Source organism: Kitasatospora sp. NPDC056800 (genome assembly GCF_042789775.1).
GTDB lineage: Bacteria > Actinomycetota > Actinomycetes > Streptomycetales > Streptomycetaceae > Kitasatospora.
Window position 1 is genome coordinate 1 of the sequence record NZ_JBHUAL010000214.1, and the last position, 16534, is coordinate 16534.

General features: G+C 74.4%; 18 protein-coding genes. 9 read left to right on the forward strand and 9 right to left on the reverse strand.

Annotated features, from left to right (window positions below; genetic code table 11):
• Window positions 1–63: 63 nt before the first annotated feature.
• Window positions 64–2115 carry a serine hydrolase domain-containing protein gene (locus tag ACFRQN_RS33660; protein ID WP_380744180.1) on the reverse strand — a complete coding sequence of 684 codons (2052 nt, stop codon included), beginning with the start codon at window positions 2113–2115 and terminating at the stop codon, window positions 64–66.
• A 267-nt stretch (window positions 2116–2382) separates the two neighbouring features.
• On the opposite strand from ACFRQN_RS33660, the gene ACFRQN_RS33665 reads away from it, so the two are divergent.
• Window positions 2383–3723, forward strand: coding sequence for a sensor histidine kinase (locus ACFRQN_RS33665; protein WP_380744182.1), 1341 nt, complete (start codon window positions 2383–2385; stop codon window positions 3721–3723).
• On the forward strand, window positions 3687–4337 hold the full coding sequence (locus tag ACFRQN_RS33670; RefSeq protein ID WP_049651080.1) for a response regulator transcription factor: 651 nt from the start codon (window positions 3687–3689) through the stop codon (window positions 4335–4337). Before ACFRQN_RS33665 ends, ACFRQN_RS33670 begins: the two co-directional genes overlap by 37 nt.
• A 7-nt stretch (window positions 4338–4344) precedes the next feature.
• Here the strand turns inward: ACFRQN_RS33670 and cutA are convergent, their stop codons facing one another.
• Window positions 4345–4704 (reverse strand): divalent-cation tolerance protein CutA, encoded by a 360-nt coding sequence (gene cutA / locus ACFRQN_RS33675; protein ID WP_380744185.1) that lies wholly within the window; start codon window positions 4702–4704, stop codon window positions 4345–4347.
• A 75-nt stretch (window positions 4705–4779) separates the two neighbouring features.
• Here cutA and ACFRQN_RS33680 point away from each other — a divergent pair, with 75 nt between their 5' ends.
• Window positions 4780–5619: an alpha/beta fold hydrolase gene (locus tag ACFRQN_RS33680; protein WP_380744187.1), complete on the forward strand. Its 840-nt coding sequence runs from the start codon at window positions 4780–4782 to the stop codon at window positions 5617–5619.
• A gap of 59 nt (window positions 5620–5678) precedes the next feature.
• On the opposite strand, the gene ACFRQN_RS33685 is transcribed toward ACFRQN_RS33680, so the two are convergent.
• The 3 genes from ACFRQN_RS33685 to ACFRQN_RS33695 all read right to left on the reverse strand — a co-directional run bounded on the left by ACFRQN_RS33685 (window position 5679) and on the right by ACFRQN_RS33695 (window position 8703).
• Window positions 5679–6581 carry a class I SAM-dependent methyltransferase gene (locus ACFRQN_RS33685; RefSeq protein ID WP_074002043.1) on the reverse strand — a complete coding sequence of 301 codons (903 nt, stop codon included), beginning with the start codon at window positions 6579–6581 and terminating at the stop codon, window positions 5679–5681.
• A 40-nt stretch (window positions 6582–6621) separates the two neighbouring features.
• Entirely contained in the window at window positions 6622–7647 is a 1026-nt protein-coding gene (locus ACFRQN_RS33690; protein WP_380744189.1) for an NAD(P)/FAD-dependent oxidoreductase, read from the reverse strand.
• A 96-nt stretch (window positions 7648–7743) separates the two neighbouring features.
• Window positions 7744–8703 carry a hypothetical protein gene (locus tag ACFRQN_RS33695; RefSeq protein WP_380744192.1) on the reverse strand — a complete coding sequence of 320 codons (960 nt, stop codon included), beginning with the start codon at window positions 8701–8703 and terminating at the stop codon, window positions 7744–7746.
• A 364-nt stretch (window positions 8704–9067) separates the two neighbouring features.
• Between ACFRQN_RS33695 and ACFRQN_RS33700 the strand changes: the two genes are divergently transcribed.
• Entirely contained in the window at window positions 9068–9346 is a 279-nt protein-coding gene (locus ACFRQN_RS33700) for a type II toxin-antitoxin system Phd/YefM family antitoxin (protein ID WP_380744194.1), read from the forward strand.
• Window positions 9343–9747 carry a type II toxin-antitoxin system VapC family toxin gene (locus ACFRQN_RS33705; RefSeq protein ID WP_049651072.1) on the forward strand — a complete coding sequence of 135 codons (405 nt, stop codon included), beginning with the start codon at window positions 9343–9345 and terminating at the stop codon, window positions 9745–9747. Before ACFRQN_RS33700 ends, ACFRQN_RS33705 begins: the two co-directional genes overlap by 4 nt.
• Before the next feature lie 52 nt (window positions 9748–9799).
• Here ACFRQN_RS33705 and ACFRQN_RS33710 read toward each other — a convergent pair whose 3' ends face one another.
• Together ACFRQN_RS33710 and ACFRQN_RS33715 are read right to left on the reverse strand one after the other, a co-directional pair.
• Entirely contained in the window at window positions 9800–10369 is a 570-nt protein-coding gene (locus tag ACFRQN_RS33710) for a GNAT family N-acetyltransferase (protein ID WP_079272023.1), read from the reverse strand.
• A 23-nt stretch (window positions 10370–10392) separates the two neighbouring features.
• Window positions 10393–11310, reverse strand: coding sequence for an NAD(P)-binding domain-containing protein (locus ACFRQN_RS33715; RefSeq protein WP_380744196.1), 918 nt, complete (start codon window positions 11308–11310; stop codon window positions 10393–10395).
• Between the two features lie 105 nt (window positions 11311–11415).
• Between ACFRQN_RS33715 and ACFRQN_RS33720 the strand changes: the two genes are divergently transcribed.
• Complete coding sequence (locus ACFRQN_RS33720) at window positions 11416–11763, forward strand: helix-turn-helix domain-containing protein (protein ID WP_117488920.1); 348 nt, start codon at window positions 11416–11418, stop codon at window positions 11761–11763.
• 51 nt (window positions 11764–11814) lie between these two features.
• Here the strand turns inward: ACFRQN_RS33720 and ACFRQN_RS33725 are convergent, their stop codons facing one another.
• Both ACFRQN_RS33725 and ACFRQN_RS33730 read right to left on the reverse strand, forming a co-directional pair.
• On the reverse strand, window positions 11815–12237 hold the full coding sequence (locus ACFRQN_RS33725) for a DUF350 domain-containing protein (RefSeq protein ID WP_074002038.1): 423 nt from the start codon (window positions 12235–12237) through the stop codon (window positions 11815–11817).
• Window positions 12238–12373: 136 nt separating this feature from the next.
• Complete coding sequence (locus ACFRQN_RS33730; RefSeq protein WP_049651067.1) at window positions 12374–12862, reverse strand: LURP-one-related/scramblase family protein; 489 nt, start codon at window positions 12860–12862, stop codon at window positions 12374–12376.
• 128 nt (window positions 12863–12990) lie between these two features.
• Between ACFRQN_RS33730 and ACFRQN_RS33735 the strand changes: the two genes are divergently transcribed.
• The 3 genes from ACFRQN_RS33735 (at window position 12991) to ACFRQN_RS33745 (ending at window position 16522) form a co-directional block, all read left to right on the forward strand.
• A complete protein-coding gene (locus tag ACFRQN_RS33735; RefSeq protein WP_380744199.1) occupies window positions 12991–13503 on the forward strand; it encodes a GNAT family N-acetyltransferase in 513 nt (170 codons plus the stop codon).
• Window positions 13504–13613: 110 nt separating this feature from the next.
• Window positions 13614–14645: a Fic family protein gene (locus tag ACFRQN_RS33740; RefSeq protein WP_380744201.1), complete on the forward strand. Its 1032-nt coding sequence runs from the start codon at window positions 13614–13616 to the stop codon at window positions 14643–14645.
• Window positions 14646–14692: 47 nt separating this feature from the next.
• Entirely contained in the window at window positions 14693–16522 is a 1830-nt protein-coding gene (locus tag ACFRQN_RS33745) for an NHL domain-containing thioredoxin family protein (protein WP_074002035.1), read from the forward strand.
• Window positions 16523–16534: the final 12 nt, after the last annotated feature.

Below are 16534 nucleotides of genomic sequence, written 5' to 3' on the forward strand. Positions count from 1 at the left end.
GGGTGATTCCCGGGCCCCGCCGCCGTTCTCGTACCGCCGTACCGTCCTGCCGACGCGCCGCCCTCAGCCGAGCAGGTCCAGCGCGCCCGTCCCGGTGAGGTCGTACGCCCCCGCGAGGACCAGGAAGAGCAGCACCGCCAGCGTCAGCCCCGTGTAGTGCAGCCGCCCGAACAGGTTCCACCAGCGCCCGCGCCAGGCCAGCACCGTGCAGAGCGCCATCACCGGGGAGAGCGCCAGGGCCGTCACGACCAGGGCCGGGACCACCGTCAGCAGCGGCGAATCGCCCAGGAACAGCGTCTGGTTGAGCGCGTTGGCGTCCGCCGTCAGCAGGGCGAAGCAGCCGGTGGCGGCGAGCAGCAGCGCCCCGGTGGTCCAGCCGAGCAGCCGTACGGCCGGCCGGTCGGCCCGGCCCCGGCGGCGGGCCAGGCGGACCGCCGCCGCCACCGGCCAGCCGAGCAGGGTGAGGGCGAGGACGGCGAGGCTGCCGACGGCGACCGCCTGGTGCGGGCCGGGTGCCTGGTACCAGGCGAGCCGCTGGTAGGCGATGGTCGGGTCGGCGTCGGTGAGCAGCGTGAGGGTGCCGTCGGCGGCCCGCTGGAAGGCGATCCGCGCGGTGCCGCCGACCTGCTGGAACAGACCGGGTTCGAGCTGCTCCCAGTGCGTCTCGGCCGCCTCCGGGTCCCGGGTGACGGGGCCGGTGACGGTGAGCCGGCCGTGCTCGGCGGTGACGTGAAGGGAGGCCATCAGGGCGGCGGCCCGGGTGAGGTCGGCGTGGCTGGTGCGGGTGGAGCGGTAGTCGCCGGTGTAGGCGTCCAGGTCGCCGGTGAGCGGCGCGGTCGCGGCGGCCGGGGGCGCGGGCAGGAAGCGGTCCAGGAAGGCGGTGAGCACCTGCTGGGTGGCCCAGCCGCCGCTGGCGTCGGTGCCGTCGCCGTTGAGGGTCACGTAGAGGCCGAGGCCGCGCTGGGGCAGCAGGGCGAGGTTGCTGTGGAAGCCGGGCACGTCGCCGTCCTTGACCAGCAGCTGCTCACTGCCGTGGGTGCGCTGCTCCAGCAGGTAGGCCAGGCCGGGCAGACGCGGGTCGGGGCCGTAGTGGCGGGCGAGCAGCCGCTCGGCCGTCGCCGGGTCGAGGATCCGCCGGGCGTCCGGGCCGCCCTGCGGGAGCAGGGCCAGCAGCAGCTTCGCCATGTCGTCGGCGGTGGTGACGGCGGCGGCGCCGGTGGGCGTCCAGGGGCCGTAGAGGCCCGCGGTCCCGGTCTGGCCGTCGCCCTCGGGGCGGTGGCCGCGGGCGAGGTCGGCGTCGATCGCGGCGGGGTGGGGCTGGCTGAAGGTGGTGCGGTCCATCCCGAGGGGCTGGAGGACGTGCTGGGAGACGTACTGGTCGAAGGGCTGCCCGGAGACCGTCTCGACCAGGTAACCGGCCAGCGCCACACCGTAGTTGTCGTACGCGGCGGCGGTGCCGGGGGCGCGGACCCGGTCCGGCTGGTGGGCGGCGAGCGAGGCGCCGAGGCCCTCGACCCGCTCGGGCCCGGCCTGGGCGAGGCCCATGAAGCTGTCGTCGAAGCCCGCGGTGTGGGTGAGCAGGTTCTCGACGGTGACCGGGCGGCCCGGGTAGCCGTCCCTGACCTTGAAGGCGGTCAGGTAGCGGTTGACGTCGGTGCCCAGGTCCAGCTTCCCCGCCGCGACCTGCTGGAGGACGGCGACGGCGGTGAACACCTTGGCGTCGGAGCCCATGAAGAAGGCGGTCCGCGCCGGGTCGACGGGCCGGTTCGTCCGGGTGTCGGCGACGCCGTAGCCGCCCGAGAAGACCTCCCGCCCGCCGGCCACCACGGTCACGGCGGCGCCGGGGATGCGGTGCTCGGCGAGCAGCCGGGGAAGCAGCTCGTCGAACAGGGCTCTCACCTGGACGGGGTCGGCCGGGGAGGGCGGCGCACCGGTGGCGGCCGTCGGCACGCCTGTTCGCGTCGTCGGCGCGCCGCTTCCGGCCGTCGGCGCACCTGTTCCGGACGCGCGCCCGGCGGCGTGGGCCGGGGTGAGGCCGTGGAGGAAGAGGCCGAGGGCGGCCAGCACCAGGACCAGACGGACCAGCGGACGGCCGGCGGCGAATCGCTCGGACATGGCGAACTCCCGTGATCATTGCGGTGGTTGGCGGGGGTCCGGCGCTCCGCTGACGGGCCGCTTCCGGACACCTCGAACGCTAGGCCGGGAGCGGTGGGCCGGGGCAGGGCCCCTGGGCGTCGATCGGAGGGTGTACCCAGGTACCGCCGAGAGGGGGCCGAGGCCCCGTGAACAGGGCGGCGGGGTAGGGCAGTCTGGTGGTCCGCAGGGTCGGGACGGCGGCCGCGAGGCCGGTACGGAGGGGGACGGACAGTGACAACGGGCAGCGTGGGCAAGGAAGTCGGGGACGGCGCCGAGGCCGCCGGGGTGAGCGCGGGCACGCCGCTCGACCGGGCGCGCCGGGCCGTACGGGACCTGCTGCGCGCGACGGCGCTGGCCGGGTTCGCGGTGCCGCAGCTGCTGCTGCTCGTCGCCGCCACGGTCACCGCCGTCCTGCTGGGCGTGGGCCTCGGCGTCCTGCTGGTGCCGGCGACCGTCCTCGCCGTCCGGGCCCTGGCCGGCCGCCGCCGCACGCTGGCCGCCCGCTGGTCCGGCGTCGCGGTCCGCGAGCCGTACCGGCCGCTGCCGCCGGCCGAGCCGGGCCTCAAGGGCGCCTGGCAGCGCTGCCGGGCCCTGCTCGGCGACCCGGCCACCTGGCGGGACCTGCTCTGGCTGCTGGTCGACCCGGTGATCGGCTTCACCGTGGCGCTGTTCCCGCCGGCCCTGGTCGCCTTCGGCCTCTTCGGCCTGCTGCAGCCCTGGCTCTGGGAGCCGATCGCCTCGGCCGACGGCAACACCTGGTACTGGTGGGTGCACGTGACGGACCCGGGCAGCGCCCGGATCGCCGTCCTGCTCGCCGTCCCGACCCTCCTGGCCGGTCCGGCGATCGCCCCCGGCGCGCTGCGCGGCCACACCGCGCTGGCCGGGGCCCTGCTCGGCCCGACCGCCCGCGCCGAGGCGCTGGCCGCCCAGCGCAAGGTCGTCCACCTGACCGAGACCCGGCGCGACGCGCTCACCGCCCAGGCCGCCGAACTGCGCCGGATCGAACGGGACCTGCACGACGGCGCGCAGGCCCGGCTGGTGGCCATGGGGATGAACCTGGGCGTCGCCGAGCGGCTGGTCGAACGGGACCCGCAGGCCGCGAAGCAGCTGCTCGCCGAGACCCGCCAGGCCTCCGCCACCGCCCTCAACGAGCTGCGCGACCTGGTCCGCGGCATCCACCCGCCGGTCCTCGCCGACCGCGGACTGGCCGACGCCGTACGGGCCCTGGGCATGGACAGCCCGCTGAACGTCACGGTCACCGCCGACCTGCCCGGCCGCGCCGAGGCACCGGTCGAGTCCGCCGTCTACTTCGCCGTCTCCGAAGCCCTGACGAACGCCGCCAAGCACGCGGGCGCGAGCCGGGTCGACGTCCAACTCTGGTACCAGGACGGCACCCTGAAGGCCCAGGTCACCGACGACGGCACCGGCGGCGCCGACCCCTCGCGCGGCACCGGGCTGCGCGGCCTGGAACGGCGGCTTGCTACCTTCGACGGCGTCCTGGCCGTCCGCAGCCCGATCGGCGGCCCCACGACCCTGACGATGGAGCTGCCGTGCGAGTTGTCCTCGCCGAGGACCTCTTCCTCCTGAGGGACGGACTGGTCCGGATGCTGGAGGCCTACGACTTCGAGGTCGTGGCCGCGGTGGACACCGGACCGGCCCTCCTGGAGGCCCTGCTCACCGAGCGCCCGGACGTGGCCGTCGTCGACGTGCGGCTGCCCCCGACGTTCACCGACGAGGGCCTCCAGGCCGCCCTGGAGGCGCGCCGGCGGATCCCCGGTCTGCCGGTGCTGGTGCTCTCCCAGTACGTCGAGCAGCTCTACGCCAAGGAGCTGCTCGCCGACGGCACCGGCGCGATCGGCTACCTGCTGAAGGACCGGGTCTTCGACCCCGACGAGTTCGTGGAGACGGTCCAGCGGGTAGCGGCCGGCGGCACCGCGCTCGACCCGCAGGTGATCGCCATGCTGGTCGGCAGCAACGAACGCAACAAGCCGCTGGACCGCCTGACGCCGCGTGAGCGCGAGGTGCTGGGCCTGATGGCGGAAGGCCGCTCCAACGCGGCGATCGCCGAACGGATGGTGATCACCGAGCGGGCGGTGAAGAAGCACACCGCCAACATCTTCCTCAAGCTCGACCTGCCACCCTCGGAGGAGGACCACCGGCGGGTGCTGGCCGTGCTCGCCTTCCTCCAGGTCGCGCCCTGAGCCGTCCTCAGTCCTCGGCGCCCTGGGTCGTGGTTCCCTCGGGCGCGGTCTCCGCGGCCACCCAGTCGAGGTAGCCCGGACTGCCGCCCGTCACCGGCACGGCGACCAGCTCGGGCGTCTCGTAGGAGTGCCGACCGGCCACGAACGCGCCCAGCCGGTCCACGAGTTCGGCCCTGGTCTTGAGGTCGATCCGCCACTCCTCGGCCTCCTGCACCTCGCCGTCCCACCAGTACACCGACCGTACGGGGTACACCTGGGCGCAGGCCGCCAGCCGCTCCCGCACCACGGCGGACGCCAGGGCCCGGGCCCGCTCCTCGCTCTCGTGGGTCGTGGTCACCACGACGAAGCGCCGCTCACTCGCTGTCATGCGCCGACGGTACCCCGGGACGGGTCGGCCGAATTCCCGTTGCCCCGGCCGGACGGCGGTTGCCACGATCGGCCGATGACGACCTTCACCGGCCCCGACGGCACCCGGCTCGGCTACCGCGTGCTCGGCCGGGGCGAGCCGCTGCTCGTCCTCGCCGGCGGCCCGATGCGCGACGCCGCGTACCTCGGCGACCTCGGCGGCCTCTCCGCGCACCGCGCCCTGCACGTCCTCGACCTGCGCGGCACGGGCCGCTCGGAGCGCCCGGCCAACCCGGCTGACCACCGGGTCGACCGGCAGGTGGCGGACGTCGAGGCCTTCCGGACCCACCTCGGACTCGACCGGGTGGACCTCCTCGCCCACTCCGCCGGCTGCTCGCTCGCCACCCTGTACGCGCTGCGGCACCCGGAACGCACCGGTCGGCTGGTGCTGGTCACTCCCAGCCTCCGGATCTTCGGCAGCACCTCCTCCGAGGACGACTACCGCGAGGCGGCCGAGGCCCGCGGCCTCGCCGAGGAGGAGTGGTACCCGGCCGCCCGGGCCGCCGTCCGCACCGCCTTCGCCGGCGGCGCCGCCGACCCCGACGCCGTGGCACCGCTCTTCCACGGCACCTGGGACGCCGCCGCCCGCGCCCACGAGGCCGACCGCACCGCCCAGAGCCACCCAGAGGCCGCCGCGGCCTACCACGGCGGCGGCTTCCAACCCGCCGACGTCCGCGCCGCCGTGGCCGAACTCGCCTCCCCGGCACTCCTGTTGGCCGGCGAGTACGACCCCGACCCGAGGCCCGGGGCGGTCCGCGCCACGGCCGCGCTGTTCCGCCACGCCCGTACCGCCGTCCAGCCCGCCGCCGGCCACTACCCGTGGCTCGACGACCCGGCCGCCTTCAGCCGTACGGTGGCCGCCTTCCTCGCACCCTGAAGCGGCGCGCCGCCCGGACGGTCCCACACCCGCCCCCGCCAACCCGCGGGGCCGCCGGGTCAGTCCCGGCGGGCCGTGTGGACGGTCATCGCGGAGAGGTAGAAGGCGTCCGGGCGGTGCAGGATCCCGGTGGGGGCGTCCTCGTCGAGCAGGGCGTCCAGGGTGGCCCGGTCCTCGGTGTCGAGCTGTTCGGCGAGCCGGTCGCGCAGCCGGGTCAGCTGGACGTGCAGGTAAGCGCGGACCGGGCCGGCGAGCGGGGCGGGGTGGTCGACCAGGAAGGTGCGGGTGCCGGTCGGGGTCAGCCCGGCCCGCCCGAGCATGGCCGGCCAGTCCTCGATCTCCTCGGTGCTGTCGGGCAGTTCGGCCCGCATGGTGGTGAAGCCGTCCTCGTGGGCGGCGTCCATCCGGGCCTGGAGGCCGGGCCGGCCGAGGCCGAAGTCGCGCGGCAGGTAGCGCGCGGGCAGGCCGCGTTCGGCGACGGCGAGCAGGCCGCCGGGCCGCAGCGCCCCGGCGAGCGAGGTGAGCGCGGCCTGCTGGTCGCCGAGGTGGTGGATGGCGTTACCGGACCAGATCAGGTCGGCCTCGCCGAGCTTGTCGAACTCGGCGGGCAGGTCGGCCTGTCGGGTGCCGAGCCGGCCACCGGAGCGGACCCGGGCACGCTCCAGCAGGGCGGCCGACTGGTCGACGGCCACCACCTCGGCCGCCGGGAAGACCTCCGCCAGCAGTCCGGCGATCACCCCGGGCCCGCTGCCGACGTCGAGGACCCGCCGAACCGCGCCCTCGCCGTGCAGGCCGAGCAGCCACCGCCCGGCCTCGGTGACGGCGCCGGCCCGCAGGTCGCCCTCCAGCTCCAGGTGCGCGGCGAGCGCGTCCCAGTCGAAGTCGGCGGCGGGGACGTGCCCGTGGGAGTGCCCGTGGGACGGGCCGTGGGAGTGGGAGTGGTCGTGCTGGTGCGCTGACATCAGGGTTTCTCCGATCGTGGGTTGACGAAAGCTTCCCCGCTCAGGCGGGCACGGCGGCACCGGACGCGCGGTACCGCACGACGGCCCGCTCGACCTCCTCCGCCGCGAGGTCGTGGTCGAGCGCGAAGGCGGCCGACGCGCCCATCCCGGCGGCGGTGACCACCTGGGCGCGCGGGTCGGCGACGTTGCCGACCGCCCAGACGCCGGGGAGGCTGGTGCGGCCGGTCCGGTCGGTGGTGACCCAGCCGTTGTCGTCCCGGGCGCAGTCGAGGCCGAAGAGCAGCGCGTCCCGGGGCACCGGCCGCGGGAAGACGAACACCGCCTCGCGCGGCACCACCTGCCCGTTGGCGAGCTCGACGCCGCGCAGTCGCCCGTCGTCGGAGACCAGGCGGACGATCCGGCCCTCGACCACCCGGACGTCCCGGGCGGCGAGCCGTTCCCGCTCGTCGTCGGTCAGTGCGAGGGTGTGCGCGAGCAGCACCACGTCCGCCGACCACTGCCGCAGCAGCAGCGCCTGGTTGACCGCCCCCGGGCCGGTACCGAGCACGCCGAGCGGGCGGTCGCGGACCTCCCAGCCGTGGCAGTACGGGCAGTGCAGCACATCCTGGCCCCACCGCTCGACCAGGCCGGGCAGCTCCGGCAGGCCGTCCCGCAGCCCGGTGGCGACGACCACCCGGCGCGCGTGCAGCACCGGCCCGCCGGCCAGGTGGACCACGAAGCCCGGCGCCGCGGACGCGGCCGGACCGGCACCGGCACCGGCGGGCTCGATGTGCTCGACCCGGGCGTCGATCAGGTCCGCCCCGTACCGGGCGACCTCCTCCCGCCCGACCGCCAGCAGCGCCGCCGGGGGCATGCCGTCCCGGCTCAGGTAGCCGTGCATGTGGGCGGCGGGCGCGTTGCGCGGCTCGCCGGCGTCCACCACCGCGACCCGGCGCCGGGCCCGGCCCAGCACCAGCGCGGCGTTCAGCCCCGCCGCTCCGGCGCCGACCACCACCACGTCGTAGCGCTCGCTCTCCCTGCTCCCGGTCACCCCGGCTGTCCTGGTCGTCCCGGTCGTCTCGCCCATGGCGCTCACCTCCACCGCCAGGCTGCGGCCCACCCCACCGGATCGGCAAGCAATGTTGCCGCCTCAGCAAACCCCGGCCCCGAGCCGACCTTGCCCTCAGCCCACCTCGGCGGCCCGCGCCCCCGTCCGCCGCCAGTACGACCGGGCGGCCACCGCCAGCGCGACCCCGTACCCGGCGAACCCGCACATCCCCACCCAGGCGACCTCCAGCGCGCTCTGCTCACCGGCGAACTCGCCCAGCCTGATCCGCGTCACCCCGGCGGTGCACAGCCCCAGGTAGCCGACCCCGACCACCCCGTACGGCGCCAGCGTGGCCGCACCCAGCAGGGCCGGGGTGAGCGGCAGCCAGCGCGGCACCCGGCGGCCGCGCAGCGGCAGGGTCCAGCGCGGGAAGACCTGCCCCCACGGACGGACCAGCCCCCAGAGCAGGAACACCCCGAGCAGCGCCAGCAGCATCGTGCCGTCCAGTCCCCAACGCTCCAGGGCGAGCCAGAGCCCGGAGGAGCCGTTGCGCACATAGCTCGCGTACATCCGGTCACCGCTGATCCCCGCGAAACTGCCGCCGAGCGCCCAGACCAGCTTCATCAGCACGTACGGCACGAACGCCAGAGTCCCTGTCCAGGCGGCGAGTTGGACGAGCGGCGGGGCCGCCGTGGGAGCCGGCGCGGCCTGCCCGGCCCGGCCGGCACGGGCACCGGGCCGCAGTCCCAGGGCGGCCCTGGCCAGCAGTACCGCCCCCAGCGCCGCCAGGGCGCGCCCCACCGTGTCGGGAACGCTGTCCACCCGCTGGCCGAACACCAGCGTCACCAGGTCCATCAGCAGGCTCCAGGCCCCCACCGCGGCCGCCCCGCAGAGCAGCCACAGCAGCCGCTGCGGCCGCACCGGTTTCCGGCGCGCCACCAGCGCTCCGGCGACGACCGAGAGCAGGCCCACGCCGGCCACCACCCACCCCGGCCAGTGCGCGCCGAACAGCGCCGTCCCGCTCAGCCCGCACCCCACCCCGAACCCGGCGTACCCGAGCCCCCAGCCGGCCACCGCCCACCCGCTTCTCACCATGCCGCCAGGCTCACCCGCGCCACCCGCCCCGCCCCTCCCCCGGCACGGTGATCCCCCTCCCCCACCCGGGGGACCCCGCACCACGCGCGGCGGATATCACTCCAACTCGCACTCCCCGACGCACAACTGAGCCAGCACCAGGGGAACAACCCCATGCGAGGCTTCATCGGCAGCCTCGACCACGACGACCGTGCCCGGACCACCGGTGCCGCGAGCCTCCCCAGCGACCCGCTCGACGGTCAGCCCGGCGATCACCGGCCCGCGCACCGTGGACCACGGTGCCACCATCGTCCTGCCCGGCCTCGACGACCGGCCGGGACGGGAAAGCGTGGCACAGTGTATTGCGGCGCGATACACTGGCACCATGAAGACCATCACGCAGCGCGAACTCGCGGCGCGGTCCAAGGCCGTACTCGACGACGTCGAAGCCGGCGAGATCTACCACGTCACCCGCAACGGCACGGAGATTGCCGAAGTCCGACCGATCAGCAACCGCCGACGGTTCGTCCCCGTGGAAGAGCTCCAGCGCAAGTGGCGGAGCGCACCCGCCGTCGACGCCGCACAGCTGCGGGCCGAGGCCGACACCTTCTACGGCGACGAGGACCGGGTCGAGGGCAGCGGCGACCCGTGGGAGCGCGCGTGAGCGAACGACGCCAGTGCGGCCTGCTCGACACCTGTGTGGTGATCGATCTGCCGCAGATCGATCCGGAACTCCTGCCGTTCGAGGTCGCCGTGCCCTCGGTGGTGCTGGCCGAGCTCTCCCAGGGTGTCGCCATGGCCAAGGACCCAGTGCAGATGCTGGCCAGGGCCCAACGGCTGGCCGACGTGGAGGCGGAGTTCACCGCCCTCCCGTTTGACCGTGAGGCCGCCCGGCGATTCGGAACACTGATCGCACTCACGATCCAGGCCAAGCGCGACCCCCGCCCTCGCCGCATGGGCCTGATGATCGCTGCCACCGCCGCCGCCCACGGCCTACCGCTCTACACCCGGAACGCGGACGACTTCATCGGCCTGGAGCAGGGGATCGAGGTCATCGCGGTATAGCCGCTCCGACCGGGCCACCCCGCCCGGCCGTGGTGGCCGGGCGGGCCGGGGCTCATCCCCTCGGGGCGGCGAAGCAGTGGACGGTGACGGTGCGGCCGGAGGCCCACCGCTGGTCGCCGCTGCCGAGGTGGGTCCAGCCGAGGCGGCGGTAGAGGGCCACGGCGGCGGTGTCGGTGGCGAGGACGTCGAGCACGGGGTGCAGGCCGAGCGCCCGCGCGTGCGCCACGGCGCAGGCCAGCAATCGTGCGCCGATGAGGTGGCCGCGCGCCGTGGGGGCGACGTAGAGGCGGCCGATCACGCTGGTGAGCTCCGGGCGGCCGCCGGTGCGGTGGCCCCACAGGGCGGGGGCGAGGTCGTCCGGGGTGCTGCGGGCGAGGCCGACGTGTCCGGCGAGCCGGCCGTCCGACTCGGCGATCCAGGCGGCGAGCTGGCCGTCCGGGGTCAGCCAGGCGGCGGGGCGGTCGGGCCAGTCGGCGGGATAGCCGTCGGCCGCGTGGACGTCGCCGAGCACCCGGACGCAGTCGGCGAGGTCGTCGGCGCGGCGCGGTCGGACCAGCACCCCCGCTCCGGCCTGCCGTGAGTGGGACGCGACGACGGTGGCGCGTTCTTCGAGGTCTGCCATGCCGGTACGTTACCGGCCGGGCCTCACCGTCGCAGCAGGTCGACGACCCCGGTCAGGTCCTCCTCGCCACCGCCGATCTCCAGCCTGCGCTCCATCAACCGGAAGTACGGCTCCAGCAGTTCGGCGCTCACCCCCTGCTCCTCGGCGGTGCTCAGCAGCGTCTGCCGGCCGGCCACCTGCATCGCCAGGTTGGACACCACGCCCTGGGTGTAGTCGCCGCTCTCCAGCTGCTCCGCGGTCCTGGCCACCGAGCCGGACATCGCGGCGAGCCAGCCGCCCAGCAGCGGCGCCAGCTCGCTCGGTGCCACGGCCTCGCCGCGGACCAGTGCGAAGGCGTGCGCGATCCCGGCGAGCATCCCGTACATCCCGCTGAGCAGCGCCACGTCGTGCAGCGCCGCGTACCCGGCGTCCGCGCCCACGTACCGGGTGCCGGCCGGGACGGCGAGGGTGGCCCCGTGCTCCTCGAACAGCTCGGACGAGCCGCTGTAGAACACGTACGCCCCGGCCACCGGGACGCCGATCATCGGCGGGACGGCCATGATCCCGCCGTCCAGGTAGCGGGCGCCGCGCTCTTCGGCCCAGGCGGCGCGGGCGCGGGCCTGCGCGGGGGTGCTGGTGACCAGGTTGACCAGGTCCTTGCCGGTCAGGTCGACGCCGTCCAGCGCCGCCGGCACGGAGGCGTCGTCGAGCAGGCAGACGACGACCAGCCGGTTCGCGGCGACCGCCTCCGCGGCGGTGGCGGCGACGGCGGCACCGCGGGCGGCGAGCCCCTCGGCGCGGGCGGCGGTGCGGTTCCAGACGGTCAGCGGGTGCCCGGCGGCGAGCCAGGCCCCGGCCAGCGCGGTACCCATCGCGCCGAGGCCGAGCAGGGTGAGCGGGGTGGACGGGGTGTTCAGGGCGGGCGTGGTCTCGGACGCGTTCTCAACGGGGTTGGTTGCCATGGCAGTCAGCCTCCGCGCTGCCCCCGGAAACGATCAAGTACGCACTTCGGAGTGGGTGGTTACCCTGGGGTCAGTATCCAGGTCGGAGGTTCGGAAGGGGTGGGCATGGCGACCGTGCCGAGGCCGGGGGCGTACATCTGCGGGACGGACGCCGCGATGGACGTGATCGGCGGCAAGTGGAAGGTGTCGATCCTCTGGGCCCTGGGCGAGCGCCCGCGCTGCCGCTTCGGCGAGCTGCGCCGGCTGCTGCCGGGGATCACCGAGAAGGTGCTGGCCGCGCACCTGCGCGAGATGGAGGCGCACGGCATCGTGCACCGCGAGGCGTACGAGGAGGTGCCGCCGCGGGTCGAGTACGCGCTGACCGAGGCGGGGCACCGCCTCAACACGGCGCTGGGGCCGCTGGGCGACTGGGGCCGGGAGCACCTCCTGGGCGGGGCGCCGTACCCGGCGTAGCGCGGCCGCACGGGGCGCCGCACCCGGCGTGGCGCGGCCCGGGAAAGGGCCCTACGCGATCGCGGCCGACACCACCGCCGCCACCGCGATGTTGCAGGAGGCGGACACCCACACCGCCGGGTGCGGCTCCGGCTCGACCAGGATCGCGCCGAGCTTTCCCGGCGTCAGCAAGTCCACCAGCCAGAACGCGACGGCCATCAGCACCAGCCCGAGCAGGCCGTAACAGGCCGTCGACAGCAGGCCCTTGGCGAAGTCGGCGTAGGTGTACATGATCGCGGTGAAGACGATGCCGCCGATGCCGAGCAGCGCGGAGCTGAGCAGGACGGCGGCGTTGCGGTTGCGCTCGACCCAGATCTGGTGGCCGAGCCTGCCGGGCGTCAGCAGGTCGACCAGGCCGATGCCGAGGAGCAGCAGCACCACGCCGAGGGCGCCGTAGGCCGCCGCCGCACCGAGCCCGTGCAGGATGTCGTTCATCGTGGTTCCAGCCCCCGGTCCGCTCACGCCAGCCCCCGACCGGCTGGTCAGGGCCCCCGACCGCCTTGGTCAAGGGTTGGCAAAAGATACCCCACCCGGGTGAGGGGCGGACCGGGATCCGGAAACCGGGGACGGGTCAGTCGTCCTCGTGCACCAGGTGGTCGACGCAGGCCGCGACAGCCAGCAGCAGGCCGGTGTCCGCGCCGTCGGCGATCTCCACCCCGTAGGTGTCGCGGATCCTGAACCACTTGCGGCTGATCCGGGCCAGGTCGTCGCCGTGCTGGTTCTCGATCCGGTAGTCCTTGTCGATCAGGTTGCCGTGGATCTTCAGCTCGCCGCCGGAAGCCAGCTCCACCAGGTACTTGTCCCGGAACGGGGTGAACAGCTTCTCCCGGACGGTGGCGACCACCTCGCCGTCGGCGTCCTCGATCTTCATCGCGTCGCGGACGGTGAGCATCTTCTCCTTCACCACCGCGACCACCCGCCCGTGCGCGTCCTTCAGCTCGAAGGTGTCCCGCAGCCGCAGCACCTTGCCGTCCACCAGGTACGCCTTGCGGCCCCGGTCGTCCTCGATCCAGTAGTCGTCGCCGACCGCGAACAGCTTCTCCCTGACCAGGTACCGCACCTGCGACCTCCTCGTGTTGACGTCCGCCCCATTCGACCCCGGACCCCCGGCCGCGGGAAAGCACCGCCACGGGACGGCCGACCGGAAACCCCGTCGCACAACGGCCCCCGATCCCCTTCAATACGGCCATGCACCCCGATCTCACCACCGCCGAACTGCGCAGCGAGCGCCTCGACCTGCTGCCGATCGCCCCCGGGCACGCCGAGGAGCTGGCGGCCGCGCTCGCCGACCCGGCCCTGCACGCCTTCACCGGCGGCCGCCCGGCCACCGTCGAGGAGCTGCGCGCCCGCTGCGCCCGGCTCGCCGCCGGCTCCCCCGACCCGGCCGAGGCCTGGGGCAACTGGGTGCTGCGGCTGCGCGCCGACGGCGCCCTCACCGGCTACGTGCAGACCACCGTCCGCCCCGACGGGGCCGAGCTCGCCTGGGTGGTCGGCACCCGCTGGCAGCGCCGCGGCCTGGCCACCGAGGCCGCCCGCACCCTGCTCGCCCACCTCACCTCCGCCGGCGCCACCACCGCCGTCGCCCACATCCACCCCGACCACCACGCCTCCGCCAGGATCGCCACCGCCCTCGGCCTGCGCCGCACCGCCCACACCCAGGACGGCGAGACCCGCTGGCAGGCCGACCTCACCCGGCCGTAACCCCTCGTGGCCCGCGCGGTCACCATGCACTGGTCAGATCCTTGCGGCCCTCAGAGTTGATAAGTTCAATTAGCCACTGATGGCATGTATCAACTCTGGGGAGAGCGACGTTGGCAGGACGAGGCAGGCCCAGCCGCAGTACCGTCTACAACCGACTCGCCGGCGCGCTGACCGAGCTGAACGAGCGCTTCGGCGGACTCCCCAGTCCCCGAGAAGCCCAGGAGATCTGGGACGACATCTGGCACCAGGAAGCACACCACTCCACCGCGCTTGAGGGCAACACCCTGGTCCTTCGCGAGGTGCAAGCACTCCTGGACCAGGGTCGAGCCGTCGGAGCGAAGCCGCTCAGCGAGTACAACGAGGTCCAGGGCTACGCTGACGCCGCCCGCTGGGTCTACGGCCAGGCACTGGAACCGGACGCTTGGCATGACGGCCGCCTCGTTACCCTCAGCGAGATCCGCCATATCCACCACGCGGCGATGACCCCGGTCTGGAACGTGGCACCTCACCCGGACGCGAGCGACCGTGAAGGCCCCGGCAACTTCCGCGAGCACGACATCGCCCCCTTCACCGAAGGCATGACGCCGCCACGCTGGCCGCTGGTGCCGGCACAGGTCGAGCAGTGGGTTACCGAGGTCTGTGCTCTTGGACGGCTGATCGAGGAGAGCACGGATCTCGACCGGCCCCTCCCCGAGGAACTGGCCAGGATCCACAACCAGTTCGAACGAGTCCACCCGTTCCTCGACGGGAACGGCCGAACCGGTCGACTCGTCATGAACCTTGTCCTCGTCCGCCTCGGGTATCCACCGATCATCATCCTCAAGCGACAGCGGGACGCGTACCTGACCGCACTACGCAGGGCGGACGCGGGAGACTACGGCACCCTCGGCGAGCTGATCGCCCGGGCGATGGAGGACAATCTCAACCGCTTCATCGTCCCCAACGTGGCCGGCCCCGCGAGGATGGTCCCGCTCGCCGCACTCGTCGATGAAGAGCTGTCTCTCGCAGCGCTCCGGCAAGCAGCCCAGCGCGGTCGCCTGAACGCCGTGCAGGGCCCTGACGGAGTCTGGCGCTCGTCACGCAAGTCCGTCGCGGCGTACAAGGCCGCCAAACACCAGCGCAGGCCCCGCTCCACGGCATGACGCCCCGCCCTGGAATGCGGGCAGCGGGCGTGCGGTTTGATTGACGCATGGCATCTCGTGCACGTGTACGCGCCCCCGAACTGGTCGGGGCAGGCGGTTGGCTGAACACCGGCGGCAAGGAGCTCACGCTCGCCGACTTCCGGGGCAAGATCACCATCCTGGACTTCTGGACCTTCTGCTGCATCAACTGCCTGCACGTCCTGGACGAGTTGCGGGAGCTGGAGGAGGCGCACCGCGACACCGTGGTGATCGTCGGGGTGCACTCGCCGAAGTTCGTGCACGAGGCCGACCACCAGGCCGTGGTCGACGCCGTCGCCCGCTACGAGGTGCACCACCCGGTGCTGGACGACCCGGCGCTGGCCACCTGGAAGCAGTACGCCGTCCGGGCCTGGCCGACGCTGGTGGTGATCGACCCGGAGGGCTACGTGGTCGCCCAGCACGCCGGCGAGGGGCATGCCCACGCGCTCGCCCGGCTGGTCGAGGAGCTGGAGGCCGAGCACGCCGCGAAGGGCACGCTGCGCCGCGGCGACGGCCCGTACGTGGCGCCGGAGCCGACCGCGGGAAGCCTGAAGTTCCCCGGCAAGGCGGTCCGGCTGCCGAACGGCCACTTCCTGGTCGCCGACTCCGGCCACCACTCGCTGGTCGAGCTGGCCGAGGACGGCGAGACGGTGGTGCGCCGGATCGGCGACGGGCAGCGCGGACTGGTGGACGGCGACGGCTCGGACGGCGCCGGCCCGCGGTTCAGCGAGCCGCAGGGCCTCGCGCTGCTGCCGGAGGGCTCGGCGTACGACGTGGTCGTCGCGGACACCGTCAACCACGCCCTGCGCGGCGTCCGCCTCGCCGACGGCCTGGTGACCACCCTGGCCGGCACCGGCCGCCAGTGGTGGCAGGGCTCGGCCACCGAGGGCCCGGCCCGCGAGGTGGACCTCTCCTCGCCGTGGGACGTCGCCTGGTTCGACGGCCGGGTGTGGATCGCGATGGCCGGCGTGCACCAGCTGTGGTCGTTCGACCCGGCCGCCGACACGGTCGCGGTCGCGGCCGGCACCACCAACGAGGGCCTGGTGGACGGGCCCGCCGCCGAGGCCTGGTTCGCCCAGCCGTCCGGCCTCGCCGTCTCCGCGGACGGCGAGCGGCTCTGGGTCGCCGACTCCGAGACCTCCGCGCTGCGCTGGGTTTCACGTGAAACAGGGGCGGTCCGGACCGCCGTCGGCACCGGCCTGTTCGACTTCGGCCACCGCGACGGCGCGGCCGACCAGGCGCTGTTCCAGCACCCGCTGGGCGTCACCGTGCTGCCGGACGGCTCGGTGGCCGTCGCCGACACCTACAACCACGCGCTGCGCCGCTACGACCCGGCGAGCGGTGAGGTCAGCACGCTGGCCACCGACCTGCGCGAGCCCTCCGGGGCGGTGCTGGTGGACGGCGACATCGTGGTGGTCGAGTCGGCCCGGCACCGGCTGACCAGGCTGCGGCTGCCGGAGGAGGCGGTACGGGTCGAGTCGGTTGCGCACCGCACCCGCCGCGCGGCCACCGAGGTCGCCCCGGGCGCCTTCCGGCTGGACGTGGTCTTCGAGGCGCCGAACGGCCAGAAGCTGGACGAGCGCTACGGCCCGTCCACCCGGCTGCTGGTCAGCTCGACCCCGCCCGAGCTGCTGGTCTCCGGCGCGGGCGCGGACACCGACCTCTCCCGTGAGCTGGTGCTCTCCGCCGAGGTCGCCGAGGGCGTGCTGCACGTCTCGGCGATGGCCGCCTCCTGCGACGACGACCCGGAGATCGAGTACCCGGCCTGCCACGTGCACCAGCAGGACTGGGGCGTGCCGGTGAAGCTGGTCGCCGACGGCGCCCGCCGCCTCCCGCTGGTCCTGGCCGGGATGGAGTAACCCGGAACGACC

Excerpts from the sequence above, each read along its gene's own strand:
- ACFRQN_RS33660 (WP_380744180.1), bottom strand. The coding sequence starts at position 2,115 with ATGTCCGAGCGATTCGCCGCCGGCCGTCCGCTGGTCCGTCTGGTCCTG.
- cutA (WP_380744185.1), bottom strand. The coding sequence starts at position 4,704 with ATGACAGCGAGTGAGCGGCGCTTCGTCGTGGTGACCACGACCCACGAG.
- ACFRQN_RS33680 (WP_380744187.1), top strand. The coding sequence starts at position 4,780 with ATGACGACCTTCACCGGCCCCGACGGCACCCGGCTCGGCTACCGCGTG.
- ACFRQN_RS33685 (WP_074002043.1), bottom strand. The coding sequence starts at position 6,581 with ATGTCAGCGCACCAGCACGACCACTCCCACTCCCACGGCCCGTCCCAC.
- ACFRQN_RS33690 (WP_380744189.1), bottom strand. The coding sequence starts at position 7,647 with ATGGGCGAGACGACCGGGACGACCAGGACAGCCGGGGTGACCGGGAGC.
- ACFRQN_RS33695 (WP_380744192.1), bottom strand. The coding sequence starts at position 8,703 with ATGGTGAGAAGCGGGTGGGCGGTGGCCGGCTGGGGGCTCGGGTACGCC.
- ACFRQN_RS33700 (WP_380744194.1), top strand. The coding sequence starts at position 9,068 with ATGAAGACCATCACGCAGCGCGAACTCGCGGCGCGGTCCAAGGCCGTA.
- ACFRQN_RS33710 (WP_079272023.1), bottom strand. The coding sequence starts at position 10,369 with ATGGCAGACCTCGAAGAACGCGCCACCGTCGTCGCGTCCCACTCACGG.
- ACFRQN_RS33715 (WP_380744196.1), bottom strand. The coding sequence starts at position 11,310 with ATGGCAACCAACCCCGTTGAGAACGCGTCCGAGACCACGCCCGCCCTG.
- ACFRQN_RS33720 (WP_117488920.1), top strand. The coding sequence starts at position 11,416 with ATGGCGACCGTGCCGAGGCCGGGGGCGTACATCTGCGGGACGGACGCC.
- ACFRQN_RS33725 (WP_074002038.1), bottom strand. The coding sequence starts at position 12,237 with ATGAACGACATCCTGCACGGGCTCGGTGCGGCGGCGGCCTACGGCGCC.
- ACFRQN_RS33735 (WP_380744199.1), top strand. The coding sequence starts at position 12,991 with ATGCACCCCGATCTCACCACCGCCGAACTGCGCAGCGAGCGCCTCGAC.
- ACFRQN_RS33745 (WP_074002035.1), top strand. The coding sequence starts at position 14,693 with ATGGCATCTCGTGCACGTGTACGCGCCCCCGAACTGGTCGGGGCAGGC.